The 17,670-nt window shown below is 55.9% G+C and carries 14 protein-coding genes and 1 riboswitch; of the genes, 6 read left to right on the forward strand and 8 right to left on the reverse strand.

All coding sequences use genetic code 11. The features are described from left to right. Positions 1–493: 493 nt before the first annotated feature. Both purH and purD read left to right on the forward strand, forming a co-directional pair. Positions 494–2,083, forward strand: a complete 1,590-nt coding sequence (gene purH / locus WFK59_RS21660; protein ID WP_336757278.1) for a bifunctional phosphoribosylaminoimidazolecarboxamide formyltransferase/IMP cyclohydrolase — start codon at positions 494–496, stop codon at positions 2,081–2,083. A gap of 18 nt (positions 2,084–2,101) precedes the next feature. After that, positions 2,102–3,382, forward strand: coding sequence for a phosphoribosylamine--glycine ligase (gene purD / locus WFK59_RS21665; protein WP_336757280.1), 1,281 nt, complete (start codon positions 2,102–2,104; stop codon positions 3,380–3,382). A 35-nt stretch (positions 3,383–3,417) separates the two neighbouring features. On the opposite strand, the gene WFK59_RS21670 is transcribed toward purD, so the two are convergent. The 6 genes from WFK59_RS21670 to nudC all read right to left on the reverse strand — a co-directional run bounded on the left by WFK59_RS21670 (position 3,418) and on the right by nudC (position 7,814). Then, positions 3,418–4,080 carry a DUF1481 domain-containing protein gene (locus WFK59_RS21670; protein WP_336757281.1) on the reverse strand — a complete coding sequence of 221 codons (663 nt, stop codon included), beginning with the start codon at positions 4,078–4,080 and terminating at the stop codon, positions 3,418–3,420. A gap of 69 nt (positions 4,081–4,149) precedes the next feature. Beyond that, positions 4,150–4,422, reverse strand: a complete 273-nt coding sequence (hupA, locus tag WFK59_RS21675) for a nucleoid-associated protein HU-alpha (protein WP_003850136.1) — start codon at positions 4,420–4,422, stop codon at positions 4,150–4,152. Positions 4,423–4,610: 188 nt separating this feature from the next. Then, the gene (locus WFK59_RS21680) at positions 4,611–5,201 is read right to left on the reverse strand and encodes a YjaG family protein (protein ID WP_031376924.1); all 591 of its coding nucleotides are present in this window, start codon (positions 5,199–5,201) and stop codon (positions 4,611–4,613) included. 63 nt (positions 5,202–5,264) lie between these two features. After that, on the reverse strand, positions 5,265–5,933 hold the full coding sequence (nfi, locus tag WFK59_RS21685; RefSeq protein ID WP_233985601.1) for a deoxyribonuclease V: 669 nt from the start codon (positions 5,931–5,933) through the stop codon (positions 5,265–5,267). A gap of 2 nt (positions 5,934–5,935) precedes the next feature. Next, positions 5,936–7,003, reverse strand: a complete 1,068-nt coding sequence (gene hemE / locus WFK59_RS21690; protein ID WP_233985602.1) for a uroporphyrinogen decarboxylase — start codon at positions 7,001–7,003, stop codon at positions 5,936–5,938. A gap of 40 nt (positions 7,004–7,043) precedes the next feature. Next, positions 7,044–7,814: an NAD(+) diphosphatase gene (nudC, locus tag WFK59_RS21695; protein WP_336757284.1), complete on the reverse strand. Its 771-nt coding sequence runs from the start codon at positions 7,812–7,814 to the stop codon at positions 7,044–7,046. A gap of 89 nt (positions 7,815–7,903) precedes the next feature. Here nudC and rsd point away from each other — a divergent pair, with 89 nt between their 5' ends. The 3 genes from rsd (at position 7,904) to thiE (ending at position 11,295) form a co-directional block, all read left to right on the forward strand. Continuing rightward, complete coding sequence (gene rsd / locus WFK59_RS21700; protein WP_233985604.1) at positions 7,904–8,410, forward strand: sigma D regulator; 507 nt, start codon at positions 7,904–7,906, stop codon at positions 8,408–8,410. 140 nt (positions 8,411–8,550) lie between these two features. Continuing rightward, positions 8,551–8,651, forward strand: a riboswitch (TPP riboswitch). Between the two features lie 86 nt (positions 8,652–8,737). Then, positions 8,738–10,660, forward strand: a complete 1,923-nt coding sequence (gene thiC / locus WFK59_RS21705; RefSeq protein WP_293001016.1) for a phosphomethylpyrimidine synthase ThiC — start codon at positions 8,738–8,740, stop codon at positions 10,658–10,660. Between the two features lie 2 nt (positions 10,661–10,662). After that, positions 10,663–11,295 (forward strand): thiamine phosphate synthase, encoded by a 633-nt coding sequence (gene thiE, locus WFK59_RS21710; RefSeq protein WP_336757287.1) that lies wholly within the window; start codon positions 10,663–10,665, stop codon positions 11,293–11,295. A gap of 189 nt (positions 11,296–11,484) precedes the next feature. Here the strand turns inward: thiE and WFK59_RS21715 are convergent, their stop codons facing one another. Next, positions 11,485–12,954, reverse strand: a complete 1,470-nt coding sequence (locus WFK59_RS21715) for an aminotransferase-like domain-containing protein (RefSeq protein ID WP_233985606.1) — start codon at positions 12,952–12,954, stop codon at positions 11,485–11,487. Positions 12,955–13,127: 173 nt separating this feature from the next. On the opposite strand from WFK59_RS21715, the gene WFK59_RS21720 reads away from it, so the two are divergent. Beyond that, positions 13,128–13,307: a DUF1127 domain-containing protein gene (locus WFK59_RS21720; protein WP_233985607.1), complete on the forward strand. Its 180-nt coding sequence runs from the start codon at positions 13,128–13,130 to the stop codon at positions 13,305–13,307. 60 nt (positions 13,308–13,367) lie between these two features. Here WFK59_RS21720 and rpoC read toward each other — a convergent pair whose 3' ends face one another. Next, a complete protein-coding gene (gene rpoC, locus WFK59_RS21725; protein ID WP_233985609.1) occupies positions 13,368–17,591 on the reverse strand; it encodes a DNA-directed RNA polymerase subunit beta' in 4,224 nt (1,407 codons plus the stop codon). Between the last annotated feature and the right edge of the window lie 79 nt (positions 17,592–17,670).

Consider the following 17,670-nt stretch of genomic DNA (forward strand, 5'->3'; position numbering starts at 1 on the left):
TTGTCTGATAAATTGTTAAAGAGCAGTGCGAGCAGCGGGTTAACCGTCTGTCGCGAGGTGGCGTATATTACGCTTTCCTCCTTCAGAGTCAACTTCTTTTTGAGAAGTTTTCTCCGGCGGCGCAGTCTCCTGTGCCTCTCAACCCGGCGGCCGGTAAGCCGTTGTTCCGTGTCGATGGAGGCGCATTATAGGGAGTTGTTCGGCAGGCGCAACCAGTAAATTGCATAAAAAAGACTGTTCGCTGCATTCCACAGCAAAACCCTCTGTTATACGCAGTTACACACAAAGTTATCCACATTCATCGGGCATGACGAATTTAGGCGAGCATCACGCAAACGTTTTCGCTACAATGCCCGGCGACGTAACGGATGCCCCTTTTCGGGGCGTTACCTGAAGTTTTCGATCTTTTCTTCTTATATAAGCAAAGGAAGGATCGTTAAGCTTGATGTAACGCTCTTATATACGCGAAACAAAGCCAAGGGATAAAACCACCATGCAACAACGTCGTCCTGTACGCCGCGCTCTGCTCAGTGTGTCTGACAAAGCCGGTATCCTCGAATTTGCTCAGGCGCTCGCTGACCGCGGTGTCGAGCTGCTCTCCACAGGTGGCACCGCTCGCCTGCTGGCAGATGCGGGCCTGCCTGTCACTGAAGTCTCTGACTACACCGGCTTCCCGGAAATGATGGATGGACGCGTCAAAACCCTGCACCCGAAAGTGCACGGCGGCATTCTCGGTCGTCGCGGCCAGGATGATGCCATCATGGCGCAGCACGACATCAGCCCAATCGACATGGTGGTGGTAAACCTCTATCCCTTTGCCCAGACGGTGGCACGTGAAGGATGCTCACTGGAAGATGCTGTTGAGAACATCGACATCGGAGGCCCGACGATGGTGCGCTCTGCGGCCAAGAACCATAAAGATGTGGCGATCGTCGTGAAGAGCAGCGACTACAAGGCTATCGTGGCCGAGATGGACGCCAACCAGAATGCCCTGACCCTTGAAACCCGCTTCGACCTCGCCATTAAAGCCTTCGAGCACACGGCGGCCTACGACAGCATGATCGCGAACTACTTTGGATCACTGGTGCCGGCTTATCACGGTGAACGCAGCCAGCCAGCCGGTCGCTTCCCGCGCACCCTTAACCTGAACTTCATTAAGAAGCAGGATATGCGTTATGGCGAAAACAGCCATCAGGATGCAGCCTTCTATATAGAAGAGAATGTCGTGGAAGCCTCCGTCGCGACCGCGCAGCAGGTTCAGGGCAAAGCGCTCTCCTATAACAACATCGCTGATACCGATGCGGCACTGGAGTGCGTTAAAGAGTTCAGCGAGCCCGCCTGTGTCATCGTCAAACATGCCAACCCTTGCGGCGTCGCGGTCGGTGATTCACTGCTGACGGCCTATGAGCGCGCCTGGCAGACCGATCCCACCTCCGCGTTTGGCGGCATCATCGCCTTTAACCGCGAGCTGGATGAAGCGACTGCTCAGGCCATTATCAGCCGTCAGTTTGTCGAAGTGATCATTGCGCCAGCGGTTTCCGAGGCCGCGCTGAAAATTACCGCGACCAAACAGAATGTCCGGGTGCTGATCTGCGGCCAGTGGCAAAACCGCGTGGCAGCGCTGGACTTCAAACGGGTTAATGGCGGCTTACTGGTGCAGGATCGCGATCTCGGAATGGTCGATACCAGCCAGCTTCGCGTGGTCAGCAAACGCCAGCCCACCGAACAGGAGCTGCGTGATGCGCTGTTCTGTTGGAAAGTGGCGAAGTTCGTTAAGTCTAACGCCATTGTTTATGCGCGCGACAACATGACTATCGGTATTGGCGCCGGTCAGATGAGCCGCGTCTATTCCGCGAAGATTGCCGGTATCAAAGCGGGCGATGAAGGGCTGGAAGTGAAAGGCTCGGCCATGGCGTCTGACGCTTTCTTCCCGTTCCGCGATGGCATCGATGCGGCGGCGGCGGTGGGTATCAGCTGCGTGATTCAGCCTGGCGGCTCAATCCGTGATGACGAAGTGATCGCCGCAGCCGATGAGCATGGCATCGCGATGATCTTTACCGATATGCGCCACTTCCGCCATTAATCGTCTGGAGAGTGATAAATGAAAATTTTAGTAATTGGCAATGGCGGACGTGAGCACGCATTAGCCTGGAAAGCGGCGCAGTCTCCGCTGGCAGAAACTGTGTTTGTGGCACCGGGCAACGCTGGCACCGCATTAGAGCCGGCGCTGCAGAACGTGGCGATCGCTGCCACTGACATCCCTGCCCTGCTGGCCTTTGCCCAACGCGAAGCCATCGACCTGACCATCGTCGGCCCTGAAGCGCCACTGGTGGCGGGCGTGGTTGATGCCTTTCGCGCCGCAGGCCTGAACATTTTTGGCCCGACACAGGCAGCGGCTCAACTGGAAGGATCGAAAGCCTTCACCAAGGATTTCCTGGCTCGCCATCAGATCCCGAGTGCGGCCTATCAGAACTTCACCGAGGTTGAACCTGCGCTGGCCTATCTGCGTGAGAAAGGCGCGCCGATCGTGATTAAAGCGGATGGTCTGGCGGCGGGCAAAGGGGTGATTGTGGCGATGACGCTGCAGGAAGCGGAAGCGGCGGTTCAGGATATGCTGGCTGGCAACGCCTTTGGCGATGCGGGCCATCGCATTGTGATCGAAGAGTTTCTCGACGGTGAAGAAGCCAGTTTCATCGTGATGGTCGATGGCGAGCATGTACTGCCAATGGCCACCAGCCAGGATCACAAACGTGTCGGCGATGGCGACACCGGCCCGAACACTGGCGGAATGGGTGCTTATTCCCCTGCACCGGTGGTCACCGATGAGATCCACCAGCGCGTTATGGATCAGGTGATCTGGCCGACAGTGCGCGGTATGGCCGCTGAAGGTAACGTCTACACCGGCTTTCTCTATGCAGGTTTGATGATTGATCAGGCCGGTCAGCCGAAAGTGATCGAATTTAACTGCCGCTTTGGCGATCCGGAAACTCAGCCGATCATGCTGCGCCTGCAGTCGGATCTGGTCGATCTTTGTCTGGCGGCCTGTGCCGGTACGCTGGATCAGAAGACCTCTGAGTGGGACCCGCGACCTTCACTGGGCGTAGTGCTGGCAGCGGGCGGCTATCCTGGCGATTACCATCAGGGCGATCAGATTCATGGTCTGCCGCTGGAAGAAGTTGAGGATGGCAAAGTATTCCACGCCGGAACACGTCTGGAAGACGATTTAGTGCTCACCCACGGTGGCCGGGTGCTGTGCGTCACGGCGCTGGGCGACGATGTTGCGGCTGCGCAGCAGCGGGCTTATCAACTGGCACAGCCCATCTCCTGGCAGGGCAGTTTCTGCCGTCGCGATATTGGCTACCGCGCCATCAATCGCAAATAAGTTAAAGGGGCACAGAGTGCCCCTTTTTCTTCGGCTTACATATCGTCTTCTTTCGGCTGCTGTGCGCAGTCATCCTGCTGACTGATCCGCAATAGCTGCACCCCTTCCGGCGCTTCCAGCCACGACACCATCAGCGGCCTGGCCGATCCACGCTGCTGCTGCGCCAGCGTCCGTAACGCATCGGCATCAAAAGCGGGCCTGACCTGCTGGCCTTCACAGCTCTTAACCAGATTGCCGCCTGACCAGTATCCCTGTCGCAGGAATATCTGACCGCTGAGCAGCGCATCGCTGACGTTGCGCATCCGTTGGGCATCGAATTTATACAGATCGACCGAATCCGCACTGACGGCTTCACGCCGGTCAGCCAGCTGCCGCTGCATGAAGTTGAGGCCGCCTTCCTGGTCGAAACGCAAGGTGACATCATCGGGTTGCTCACCTTTAACCTGACGATGAACGCTGATTAACGCCTGTTCCAGCCAGATATAATCGGTAACCTCGCCTTCACTACCGGAAAATGGCGTAAAGATGGTACGGATGTGGACGGACTGATGGTCATTATTCTTGCGCCAGATGCGTACGACGCCCCGGTCAGCAAGGTAACCACTGGCAGAAAAAGGAGGAATGTCGGGCGTGGAGCTGCAACCAAAAAGAAACAAGGAGAGAGACAGGGCGGAAAAACGCTGAAACAGCGTGGTCATGATGGCAGGCCCCTTAAACAAAAGGGGCGAATCGCCCCCTGTTTTAAAGCTTAACCGCAGTGCGACGTCTTACTTAACGGCGTCTTTCAGCGCTTTACCAGACACGAATGCCGGTACATTTGCTGCAGCGATTTTGATCTCTTTGCCAGTCTGCGGGTTACGACCGGTACGCTCAGCGCGGTGGTTCACTTTAAAAGTACCAAAACCAACCAGTTGTACAGCATCACCATCTTTCAGAGACTCAGTGATCGCAGCCAGAGTAGATTCCAGCGCTGCCTTTGCCTGGGTTTTAGACAGGTCAGCTTTTTCTGCGATCACATCAATCAGTTGAGTCTTGTTCATAAGTTATCCTTAAAGTGTATTTATCGCTTGCTAAGCAACGAGTGCGAGGGAAAAGCCATATTCTGGCACTCTTCAGCCTGCACGCACCGATAGCCACAATTTTCAGCCCCCCAAATGTAGACCAGAGAGGGGGCTGATGTGAAGCCTCCAGGCGCGCTAATTCGGGCCTGAAGTCACGTTTTGTCGCCTTACTGCTGGAAATTTATACCGATGTTGCTAATTCCCGCTTCACGCAGGTCCGATCGCAGACCTTTGATCAATTCAAGGTCACGCTCTTCGCACTCGGCGAGCAGTCGGAAAATCTCCCATTGGAGGTCCCATTCATCGATGATGGCCGGGTTTTCACGAAGCTCTTCGTCGGTCATTTCGCGTCCAGCCTGGGTCATTTCCAGCATGGCAACGGTGGTAATTGAAGTCTCACTGACTTCAATTGCGTGCTCAAGAGTGTCGCCGCTCAGCTGCGCATGAACCACTTCGCTTAACGCCACACAGGCATCAATCGCCGGATATACGCCGTAAACCTCAAATGCATCGCCATCAGGAATGGCGGCTTCGAGTTTTTCCAGCTGGCTGTCGAAGTTTATCTTCGCATCTTTGACCGTCAGGTTTTCCCAGATCAGATCAAGAATACGGCGATAGAGTGCCGGATCAGCAAATTCGGTCTGCTCGCAGAATGCCCGATAGTTGGGATACATGCGCTCGCACAGGCAGGCCATAAAAGTAAGATGCTGCCAGCTTTCCAGCTTCGCCAGACGCAGATGAACGGGATTTTGTAACATAAAGGTGGCTCTTATTCGTTTCGCTGGCGGCAGTGTAACTGCAAAAGCGCAGCACAAACAGTGTTAAAGCGCGTTTTGCCAGCGCTGGAAAGCCGGACGATTCGAGGCAACCGCATCTGCCCAGCGGGTTGGCTCCGGCAAACGGTAGCCGCGCGTACAGTTTTCAACCCAGTGCAGTGCAGTATCCAGACTGACGCGATGGCCGGTGGCGACAAACAGCGGATTGCAACGTTGCTTGCTGCGCCAGACCCAGCCGATCTGCTCACCTTTATCCATCAGTGGCTGACGGCTGCCCGGCTGCGCATCCAGTTCGGCAAATCGGCCGCACAGGCGGCGTTTCGCTACGCCGATGGTCGGGACATCTACCAGCAGACCAAAGTGCGACGCCACGCCGAGCCGACGGGGATGCGAGATGCCGTGACCGTCGACAAACAGCAGGTCCGGTTTCTGCTCCAGCATCTGCCATGCCGCCATTAACGCCGGATACTCACGGAAGGAGAGAAAGCCGGGAATGTACGGCATGGTGGTCTCAATGCGCGCAATGCGATGCTCCACCAGCGTTAGCGAGGGATATTCAAGCACCACCAGCGCCGCCCGGGTGACCGCGCCTTCCTGCTCAAACCCCACATCCGCCCCGCCGATAAAGCGTGGCGGCAAGACGTCAAAATCATCTTCACGCACCACATCAGCGGCGCGTTGCAACTGCTCAGCGCGAAGTGCGGCAATATCCATAGTTACTCCTGATGGAAAGGACGTGACAAACGGTGCACGGCTTCTACAAATACGCCCGCGTTTTCTGGCGGAACGTCCTGATGAATCCCGTGACCGAGGTTGAAAACATGACCGGTGCCGTTGCCGAAGCGCTCCAGAATCCCGGCGACTTCCTGTTCGATACGGGCGGGCGGCGCATAAAGCATTGAAGGGTCCATGTTGCCCTGCAGCGCGACTTTATCGCCAACACGACGACGTGCATCGTCGATATCCGTGGTCCAGTCGAGGCCCAGCGCATCACAGCCGGTTTCCGCCATCGCTTCCAGCCACTGACCGCCCCCTTTGGTAAACAGGGTAATCGGCACGCGTCGGCCGTCATTTTCACGCAGCACGTTGTCGACGATTTTGTGCATGTAGTGCAGCGAGAACTCACGGTAATCGCGGCCGGTCAGTACGCCGCCCCAGGTATCAAATACCATCACCGACTGGGCGCCAGCACGAATCTGGGCGTTGAGATAGAGGATGACGCTGTCCGCCAGTTTATCCAGCATTGCATGCAGTGTGGCCGGATCGGCATACATCATCTTTTTGATTTTGGTAAACGCCTTACTGCTGCCGCCTTCCACCATGTAGGTCGCCAGCGTCCACGGGCTGCCGGTAAAACCGATCAGCGGCAGGTCACCGTTCAGGCTTTTACGGATGGTACGCACCGCGTTCATCACGTAGCCCAGCTCCATTTCCGGATCGGGCACCGGCAAGCGCTCGACATCAGCCCGACAGGTAATCGGATTGGAGAAGCGTGGACCTTCGCCAGTTTCGAAATAGAGGCCCAGCCCCATCGCATCCGGGATGGTCAGGATGTCACTGAAGAGGATGGCCGCATCCAGCGGATAACGGCGCAGCGGCTGCAGCGTCACCTCACAGGCCAGCTCGGCATTTTTACACAGCGACATAAAATCACCGGCTTCGGCGCGCGTCGCTTTGTATTCCGGCAAATAGCGTCCGGCCTGGCGCATCATCCACACCGGCGTCACATCAACTGGCTGACGCAACAGGGCACGCAAATAACGGTCGTTCTTCAGTTCACTCATCTTATTACTCTCTCAATTTCAGGCGTGTAGTGTAGCACTTTCACGCTCCGGCGCGGCACAGGGCGACGGTATCTTCAATCAGGCGACGCGCCACGGTGCCCGGTGGCGGCAGCAAAGGTAAGGCATCAAAACGGAACCAGGCGGCATCTAACAGCTCTTTGCCGTCATGTTGCAGATCGCCGCTGTCAAACTCCGCCATAAAGGCCGTCATCAGCGACTGCGGGAAGGGCCACGGCTGAGAGGTGACATAGCGCACGTTTTTAACGCGGATGTTGCTCTCTTCCATCACTTCCCGCGCCACCGCCTGCTCCAGCGTCTCGCCCACTTCGACGAAACCGGCCAGCACGGTATAGACCTTATTGCGGTGGCGGGCATGATTAGCCAGCAGGATCTGGTCGCCACGGCGGATCGCTACGATGATGCAGGGCGCAATCTGTGGATAATATCGCTCGCGACAATGGCTGCACAGGCAGGCAAATTCATGTTTACTGTGGTGCATTTCGTGGCCGCAGTAGCCGCACCAGCGATGCGAACGGTAGAACTCCGCCAGCTGCACGCCGCGACCTGCCAGCTGAAACAGCCCGACATCCAGATCGATCAGTTGCCGCACCGAGAACATGCTTTCTGAACGCGGCTCGCAAATCAGCCAGACATTTTCCCCCTGCCACTCGCCAATCAGTCGGGCTTTCGTGCCAGTCAGACCGAAATTTTCGGCGCTTCCGTGGGGTAAATCACCTTGTGGCAACCAAAGTTTCTGCTCGTGGCTGACAATCCACCATCCAGCGTCTACGCTTGAGATTTCGCATTGCATTTATTTCGTCATCCTTAGCGTCAACTCGCACGCTGAAGTCCTGATGTTAAGTGTGTAGATAAACAACTATAACTCACATGGAGTTAGATATGCTTAACCAGTTAGACGTCCTGGCCGAACGCGTAGGTGGCAGTAACGAACTGGTCGATTCGTGGCTGGAAGCCCGTCGCCAGCTGTTAGTGACCTATTACCATCTGGTCGGCCTGAAACCGAAAAAAGAAGCTCTGACCCGCCTCGATGAGCAGGCGCTGGATAACTTCTGTCATGGCCTGGTCGATTATCTCTCCGCCGGTCACTTTAGTATTTATGAGCGCATCATCAGCGAGATGAGCGGTGACAGCCCGATGATCGCAGCGGCCCAGGTTTACCCGCCGCTGGAAGCCAACACCGAGCGCCTGATGCAACTGTACGATGGCCATTTGCAGCAGGCGATCGATGACGATAACTGCATGACGTTCCAGCAGGCGTTGTCTGAAGTTGGTGAAGTGCTGGAAGCGCGCTTCACGCTGGAAGACAAGCTGATCCAGCTGGCATGGGACAACCATCTGGCCCCCCCGCCGGTAGCCAATGACAGCCAGATGGCTCGTCCGGCGTAACGTTAATCACCGGTAAAGGGGTTGTGATTCTGTTACAGCCCTTTTATGCTGAAAGGGTTCTGGCGGCTCAGGCCTGATGAACCTTTTTTCTGTTTAAAAGTTATCGTTTTAAGCCGGTGCCTATCGGCGCAGCGTAAAACGTCTTCTTGTCGGAGTGCCCAATTGGGCTGAGACCGTTAATTCGGGATCCGCGGAACCTGATCAGGTTAGAACCTGCGAAGGGAACAAGAGTAAATATTGCCAGTACGCCAGTGTCTTGCGCTGCCCGTGCTGTTACTCCTGCCGAACTCCGGACAAGCATCATTCCCACTCAACTGGAAGATTGCTATGTCTGACTCAAAAATGACCCGTCGTGAACAGCGTGCCCAGGCCCAGGAATTTATCGATTCACTGCAAGGCGGCAACGCGTTCCCCCGTTCTGAACGTATCTGGATCACCGGCAGCCGGGAGGATATTCGTGTGCCAATGCGCGAAATCAGGCTCAGCCCGACCCACATCGGTGGCAGCCAGGATCAGCCGCGCTATGAGCCGAATGATGCGGTGCCGGTCTATGATACCGCCGGCCCCTATGGCGATCCCGCCGCGCAGATCGATCTGCATCGCGGACTGACGAAACTGCGTGCCGGCTGGATCGAAGAACGTCATGACAGCCAGCCACTGCCGCAGCGCAGTTCAGGCTATACCCAGCAGCGTCTGGCGGATGAAAGCCTCGATCATCTGCGTTTTAACGCGCTGCCTGTGCCGCGCCGCGCCCTTACCGGCCGTTGCGTCACACAGATGCATTATGCGCGTCAGGGCATCGTTACGCCGGAAATGGAGTTTATCGCCCTGCGAGAGAATATGGGCCGTGAGCGAATCCGCGACCAGATTTTGCTGCAACAGCATCCCGGCCATAGTTTTGGCGCGCAACTGCCGGATAACATCACGCCCGAATTTGTCCGTCAGGAAGTGGCCGCGGGTCGGGCCATTATCCCCGCCAACATTAACCATCCTGAATCGGAACCGATGATTATCGGCCGTCACTTTCTGGTCAAGGTAAATGCCAACATCGGCAATTCAGCGGTCAGCTCATCGATTGAGGAGGAGGTCGAAAAGCTGGTCTGGTCAACGCGCTGGGGCGCCGATACGGTAATGGATCTCTCTACCGGCCGGAATATTCATGAAACGCGCGAGTGGATTTTGCGAAACAGCCCGGTGCCGATCGGCACAGTGCCGATTTATCAGGCGCTGGAAAAAGTGAACGGCGTGGCCGAAGCGCTTAACTGGGCGGTGTTCCGCGATACGCTGCTTGAACAGGCGGAACAAGGGGTTGATTACTTCACCATCCATGCTGGCGTGCTGCTGCGCTATGTGCCGATGACGGCAAAACGGCTGACCGGTATTGTCTCGCGCGGCGGATCGATCATGGCGAAATGGTGTCTGTCGCATCATCAGGAGAGCTTTCTCTATCAGCATTTCCGCGAAATCTGTGAAATCTGTGCCGCCTACGATGTCTCACTGTCGCTGGGAGATGGTTTACGCCCAGGCTCGATTCAGGATGCGAATGACGAAGCGCAATTTGCCGAACTGCGTACGCTGGGAGAGCTGACAAAGATCGCCTGGGAGTATGATGTGCAGGTGATGATTGAAGGCCCCGGCCACGTCCCGATGCATATGATCCGCCGAAACATGACGGAGCAGCTCGACCATTGCCATGAAGCGCCCTTCTATACGCTTGGGCCGCTCACTACTGACATTGCGCCCGGCTATGACCACATTACATCAGGTATCGGTGCCGCCATGATTGGCTGGTTTGGCTGCGCCATGCTCTGTTATGTCACCCCCAAAGAGCATCTTGGGCTGCCAAATAAAGAGGATGTGAAGCAGGGATTGATCACCTACAAGATTGCCGCTCATGCCGCCGATCTCGCCAAAGGCCATCCGGGTGCGCAGATCCGCGATAACGCGATGTCAAAAGCGCGCTTTGAATTTCGCTGGGAAGATCAGTTTAATCTGGCGCTCGATCCCCATACCGCGCGCGCCATGCATGATGAAACCCTGCCGCAGGAGTCAGGCAAGGTGGCGCATTTCTGTTCAATGTGCGGCCCAAAGTTCTGCTCAATGAAAATATCGCAGGAGGTGCGGGATTTTGCCGCACGCCAGCAAGCCAGCGCTGAGCCGATTGAGGTGGGTATGGCTCAGATGTCTGAACAATTTCGCCGCCGCGGTGGTGAGCTTTACCACCCCGCCGATGCCATGAAGGAGGAGTAACAATGACTGCATTTCCTGCTACCGCGCCGCGCCTTGGGCTTTATCCGGTAGTCGATAGCGTTGACTGGATCGAACGCCTGCTGGACGCGGGCGTCCGTACTCTGCAACTGCGCATCAAAGACCAGCCGGACGAGGCCGCCGAAGCCGCTGTCGCCCAGGCGATTGCGCTGGGCAAACGCTACGATGCGCGCCTGTTTATCAATGACTACTGGCGGCTGGCGATTAAACATCACGCCTACGGTGTGCATCTGGGCCAGGAAGATCTGGAGGTGGCAGACCTGGCGCAGATCCACCAGGCCGGACTACGGCTCGGTATTTCTACCCATGATGATGCCGAACTGGATCGTGCTCTGGCTATTCAGCCCTCTTATATCGCGCTGGGCCACATTTTCCCGACCCGGACCAAAGAGATGCCCTCGGCACCACAGGGACTGGCGGAACTGCAGCGACATCTGGCGCGGCTGTCAGACATTCCCACCGTGGCGATTGGCGGTATCTCTGTGGATCGCGCGCCAGCGGTGCTGGCGACGGGCGTCGGCAGTATTGCGGTGGTCAGCGCCATTACTCAGGCAGATGACTGGCGTGAGGCGACCCGTATTCTGCTGGCACTGGCCGAACCGGAGCCGTTTGCATGAGTATGACTGAGTAACCTGCCGCAAAAATAATCAACGTACTGTAACAACAGCGAAAAAGCAGGAAGGCCGCGCGCAGTGATTCATTCAGTTGCTGGCGCGGCATCGGCCTACGGCTTACGGTAGCGGTCGTCAGGTGATCGTTATCTGACCAGGGCCAGTTCCCTCCCTCTTTCTGGCCCTGCTTCTTCCTTATTTAGCCACCAGCAGATCGGACGCTAAGGCAATGGGGAGATCATCATGCTGGCAGGCGCGCATCGCCCGCTCAACGGCGGCTCCCACTTTTGCCAGCGCCTGTTCAGTGTGATCGTTGATCGGCAAGCCATAATTTAAGCGCAGGCAGTTACGGTATTTACCCGAGGCAGAAAACAGCGAGCCTACGGCAATCTGGATTTTAGATTCATGCAACTCGCGATTGAGCCGCACCGCATCAAAGGGTTCGGGCAACTCAATCCACATCAGAAAACCGCCCTGAGGTCGGGAAACACATATACCGCAGGGGAAGTAGTGCCGTACCCAGCAACTGAAAATTTCATAATTGCGATGGTAGATTTGCCGCATCCGCCGCAGATGAGGTTGATAATGGCCCTGACGAATAAACTCGGACACCGCATGTTGCGGCTGCGTGGCGGTAGAACCGGTAACGATGTACTTCATATGCAGAACGCGGTCCCGGTAGCGGCCCGGTGCTACCCAGCCAACCCGTAAACCGGGCGCCAGGGTTTTAGAAAAGGAGCTGCAGAGCAGAACCCGGCCATCCAGATCCAGCGCTTTAATGGTCGGCGGACGCGGATATTCCCAGGCAAGTTCACCATAGACGTCATCTTCAATTACTGCGGCGTCAAAACGTTGTGCCAGCGTCAGCAGCGCGCGTTTGCGAGGTTCCGGCATGATGAAACCCAGCGGGTTATTACAGTTCGGCACCACGACCACTGCTTTAATGGGCCACTGATCAAAGGCCAGTTCCAGCGCTTCCAGACTGATGCCGGTGACCGCATCGGTGGGGATCTCAATGGCGCGGATGCCAAAGCCGCGCAGCGTCTGCATGATGCCGTGAAAAGAGGGTGACTCCACCGCAATGATATCGCCGGGCTCGCAGACCGCGCGTACCGCCACCGATAATGCTTCATGACAGCCGGTGGTAATCACGATGTCATCCGCAGTGAGCTGACAGCCGCTGTCGATCGCCAGACGTGCCACCTGTTGCCGCAGTTCCAGCACGCCATACAGGTTGTCATAGTTGAGCAACGCCATTTCCTGCTTCTGGGCCTGGCGGCTGAATGCCTTCCACAGCGGTTTAATCGTCGGCTGGGTCAGATCCGGCATGCCACTGCCCAGCTGAAGCACATCGTTGTCCAGACGACTGTTGATCAACTCCAGTACCGCATCCCATTGGGTCACTTCAACCGGACGCTGCGCAGGCCGAGTCAGTGCCGGTATCGGCGGTGTCGCTTTCCGCGACGCGACGAAATAACCTGAACGCGACTGGGGCGTGATCATCTGCTTCTCTTCCAGCAGGTGATACGCCTGCTGGACCGTGCTGATACTGACGCCATGCTCGGCGCTAAGGCTGCGTACCGAAGGGAGACGCTCACCGCTGCGGTACAGGCCCTGTTCAATACGCTGTGCCAGCAGCGTTGCCAGATGTTCATAGCGGGTCATCGTATCCTCTCTCTTCGTTTAGCAAAGTCTTAACCAGTACAGTTAGCCACTATTATTACCATTCAGATCGCTTTCCCAGCAATCTGTATGTTAAATAAAGGTGAATTTTGCATCTGTATCATACAGCGCATTCCCAACAAAATGGTCTCAGGCAATTCAATGAGGACCGGACAATGGGATATGATGAAAATCGCGCGGGAAAACCGTTTACAGGCACCCCTTATACGCTGGTGCGTTATCTGTGGCGCAGCTTTAAACGCTGGCAGTGCCGGCGTGAAACCCGCCTCATTCTGTCGAAGCTCAGCGACGGGCAGCTGAAAGATATCGGCCTCGGTCGCGATGACTGGAAATAGCTGTACTGAAGCCAAAAAAAAACCCTGCCGAGGCAGGGTTTTTTATTTCACCAGCGACAATTACTCGTCGTTGTTACCGCCAAGACCGGCGTTCAGCAACTCGGCCAGGCTGGCTGAGGCTTCATCCGCAGTGACCTGCGGTGCAACCGGCACTTCGCCTGCCGCTTTGCGGCGCATACGATCCTGATGGTAAGCGTAACCGGTACCGGCCGGGATCAGACGACCCACGATTACGTTCTCTTTCAGGCCGCGCAGTTCGTCGCGCTTGCCTGCTACTGCAGCTTCGGTCAGGACACGAGTGGTCTCCTGGAACGATGCGGCAGAGATGAACGATTCGGTAGCCAGTGACGCTTTGGTGATACCCAGCAGGTCACGCATGAAGGTAGCGCCAACTTTTCCGTTCGCTTCCAGATCGCGGTTAGCAATCTTGATGCGAGAGAATTCAGCCTGCTCACCTTCGAGGAAGTCTGCACTTCCTGCGCTCATGATGGTTGCTTTACGCAGCATCTGACGAACGATGACTTCGATGTGCTTATCGTTAATCTTAACGCCTTGCAGACGGTAAACTTCCTGCACTTCGTTAGTGATATAACGGGTCACCGCATGCACGCCGCGCAAGCGCAGGATGTCATGTGGAGATTCCGGGCCATCGGAAACCACGTCACCGCGCTCAACACGTTCACCTTCGAACACGTTCAGCTGACGCCATTTCGGAATCATCTCTTCGTACGGCTCGCTACCATCCAGCGGTGTAATCACCAGACGACGCTTACCTTTGGTCTCTTTACCGAACGAGATAATACCGCTGATCTCGGCCAGAATTGCTGGCTCTTTCGGACGACGCGCTTCGAACAGGTCGGCAACGCGTGGCAGACCACCGGTAATATCTTTGGTACCGCCAGATTCCTGCGGAACACGCGACAGGGTGTCACCCGCGCTGATCTTAACGCCATCTTCCAGCTGAACAATCGCTTTACCTGGCAGGAAGTACTGAGCCGGCATATCGGTGCCCGGGATCAGAACGTCGTTGCCGTTGGCATCAACAATTTTCAGTGCAGGACGCAGATCTTTACCGCCCGCAGTACGCTCGGCGCTGTCCAGAACCACCAGCGAGGAGAGACCGGTTAAGTCATCTGTCTGACGGGTGATCGTCTGGCCATCAATCATGTCGGTGAAGCGAATGAAACCGCCCACTTCGGTGATAACCGGCATGGTGTGCGGATCCCAGTTTGCGACGGTTTCGCCCGCTGCAACCTGCTCACCATCACCTTTCGCCATGGTGGCACCGTAAGGAACTTTATAGCTCTCTTTGGTACGACCAAATTCGTCGATCATTTTCAGTTCAACGTTACGCGAGGTGATCACCAGCTTGCCAGCCGAGTTGGTTACCGACTTGGCATTGGTCAGCTTGATGGTACCTTTGTTCTTCACCTGAATGCTGGATTCAGCAGCCGCACGAGATGCCGCACCACCGATGTGGAACGTACGCATCGTCAGCTGTGTACCTGGCTCACCGATGGACTGTGCCGCGATAACACCGATCGCTTCACCTTTGTTGATGATGTGACCACGTGCCAGGTCGCGACCGTAGCAGTGTGCACAAACACCAAAGTCGGTTTCACAACCTACTACCGAACGGACTTTCAGGCTGTCGACTGAGTTCAGTTCCAGCACGTCACACCAGTGCTCATCGAGCAGGGTGTTACGTGGAACCAGAATGTCAGCGGTGCCAGGCTTCAGTACGTCTTCAGCAGTTACACGACCCAGTACACGTTCACGCAGTGGCTCTTTAACGTCGCCACCTTCGATGACCGGAGTCATCATGATGCCTTCGTGCGTACCACAATCGTCTTCGGTAACGACCAGATCCTGAGCAACGTCAACCAGACGACGCGTCAGATAACCGGAGTTCGCAGTTTTCAGTGCGGTATCCGCCAGACCTTTACGCGCACCGTGGGTTGAGATGAAGTACTGAAGTACGTTCAACCCTTCACGGAAGTTTGCCGTGATAGGTGTTTCGATGATGGAGCCATCTGGCTTCGCCATCAGACCACGCATACCGGCCAGCTGACGAATCTGTGCAGCAGAACCACGCGCACCGGAGTCAGCCATCATAAAGATGCTGTTGAAGGAAACCTGTTTCTCTTCTTCGCCATGACGGTTGATCACGGTTTCGGTTGAGAGGTTTTCCATCATCGCTTTAGCAACACGTTCGTTTGCCGCAGCCCAGATATCGATGACTTTGTTGTAACGTTCGCCGGCGGTAACCAGACCTGACTGGAACTGTTCCTGAATCTCAGCCACTTCGGCTTCCGCTTCAGAGATGATTTCCACTTTCTTGGCCGGGATAACCATGTCGTCGATGCCGACTGACGCGCCTGAACGGGCAGCGTAAGCAAAACCGGTGTACATGGTCTGGTCAGCAAAGATAACGGTCGGCTTCAGGCCCAAAATGCGGTAACAGGTGTTCAGCATTTTGGAGATCGCTTTTTTACCCAGCGCCTGGTTGACGATGGAGTACGGCAGACCTTGCGGTACGATCATCCACAGAATCGCACGACCAATGGTGGTGTCGATAATGCTGGTTTTCGGAACGAATTCGTCCTGCTCGTTTTTGCTGTATTCAGTGATACGAACTTTAACGCGGGCATGCAGCTCAGCCAGGCCAGCGCGATAAACACGCTCAGCTTCTTTCGGGCCGGTCAGCACCATGCCTTCGCCGCGGGCGTTCACTTTGTCGCGGGTCATGTAGTACAGACCCAGAACAACGTCCTGTGAAGGAACGATGATTGGCTCACCGTTCGCTGGAGACAGAATGTTGTTGGTCGACATCATCAGCGCACGTGCTTCCAGCTGGGCTTCCAGCGTCAGCGGTACGTGAACAGCCATCTGGTCACCATCGAAGTCGGCGTTATAAGCCGCACAAACCAGCGGGTGCAGCTGGATCGCTTTACCTTCGATCAGAACCGGTTCAAACGCCTGAATACCCAGACGGTGCAGCGTAGGCGCACGGTTCAGCAGAACCGGGTGCTCACGGATCACTTCGTCGAGGATATCCCAGACAACCGCTTCTTCGCGCTCAACCATTTTCTTCGCGGCTTTGATGGTGGTGGCGAGGCCACGCAGTTCCAGCTTGCCGTAAATGAACGGTTTGAACAGTTCGAGTGCCATTTTCTTTGGCAGACCGCACTGATGCAGGCGCAGGTATGGACCCACGGTGATAACCGAACGACCAGAATAGTCGACACGTTTACCCAGCAGGTTCTGACGGAAACGACCCTGCTTACCTTTGATCATGTCAGCCAGCGATTTCAGCGGACGCTTGTTGGAACCGGTGATCGCACGACCGCGACGACCGTTATCCAGCAGAGCATCGACCGCTTCCTGCAGCATACGTTTTTCGTTACGTACGATGATATCTGGCGCAGCCAGATCCAGCAGGCGCTTCAGACGGTTGTTACGGTTGATCACACGACGATAAAGATCGTTCAGATCCGACGTAGCAAAACGGCCACCGTCCAGCGGTACCAGCGGACGCAGATCCGGCGGCAGTACAGGCAGCACGGTCAGGATCATCCACTCTGGCTTGTTGCCAGACTGCACGAACGCTTCCAGCAGCTTGATACGCTTGGTCAGCTTTTTACGCTTGGTTTCAGAGTTGGTTTCGTTCAGCTCTTCACGCAGCTGCTCGCACTCCTGCTCCAGATCCATGTTTTTCAACAGGGCCTGGATCGCTTCGGCGCCCATTTTGGCGTCGAACTCGTCACCGAACTCTTCCAGTGCGTCAAGGTACTGCTCTTCAGTCAGAATCTGGCGCTTCTCGAGGTTGGTCATGCCACCTTCGACAACCACGTAAGATTCAAAGTAGAGCACGCGCTCGATGTCACGCAGCGGCATATCCAGCAGTAAGCCGATACGCGATGGCAGTGATTTCAGGAACCAGATGTGCGCAGTCGGCGACGCCAGTTCGATGTGGCCCATACGCTCACGGCGTACTTTAGTCTGGGTCACTTCAACGCCGCACTTCTCACAAATCACACCACGGTGTTTCAGGCGCTTATACTTTCCGCACAGGCACTCGTAGTCTTTTACCGGCCCGAAGATACGGGCACAGAACAGACCATCGCGCTCTGGCTTGAAAGTACGGTAGTTAATGGTTTCCGGCTTTTTCACTTCACCGAAAGACCAGGAACGGATCATGTCTGGCGAAGCCAGCGCAATTTTGATCGCATCAAACTCTTCGGTTTTAGTTTGCGCTTTCAGAAACTTAAGTAAGTCTTTCACGGATTAGCTCCCGTCGGAGTGAGACTCAGGGGGCGTCCAACCGAAATTGAACGCCCCATAACCAGTACAATTGCGAGCG

The sequence above is a fragment of the Pantoea sp. USHLN298 genome (assembly GCF_037149395.1).
GTDB classification, from domain to species: Bacteria; Pseudomonadota; Gammaproteobacteria; order Enterobacterales; family Enterobacteriaceae; genus Pantoea; species Pantoea astica.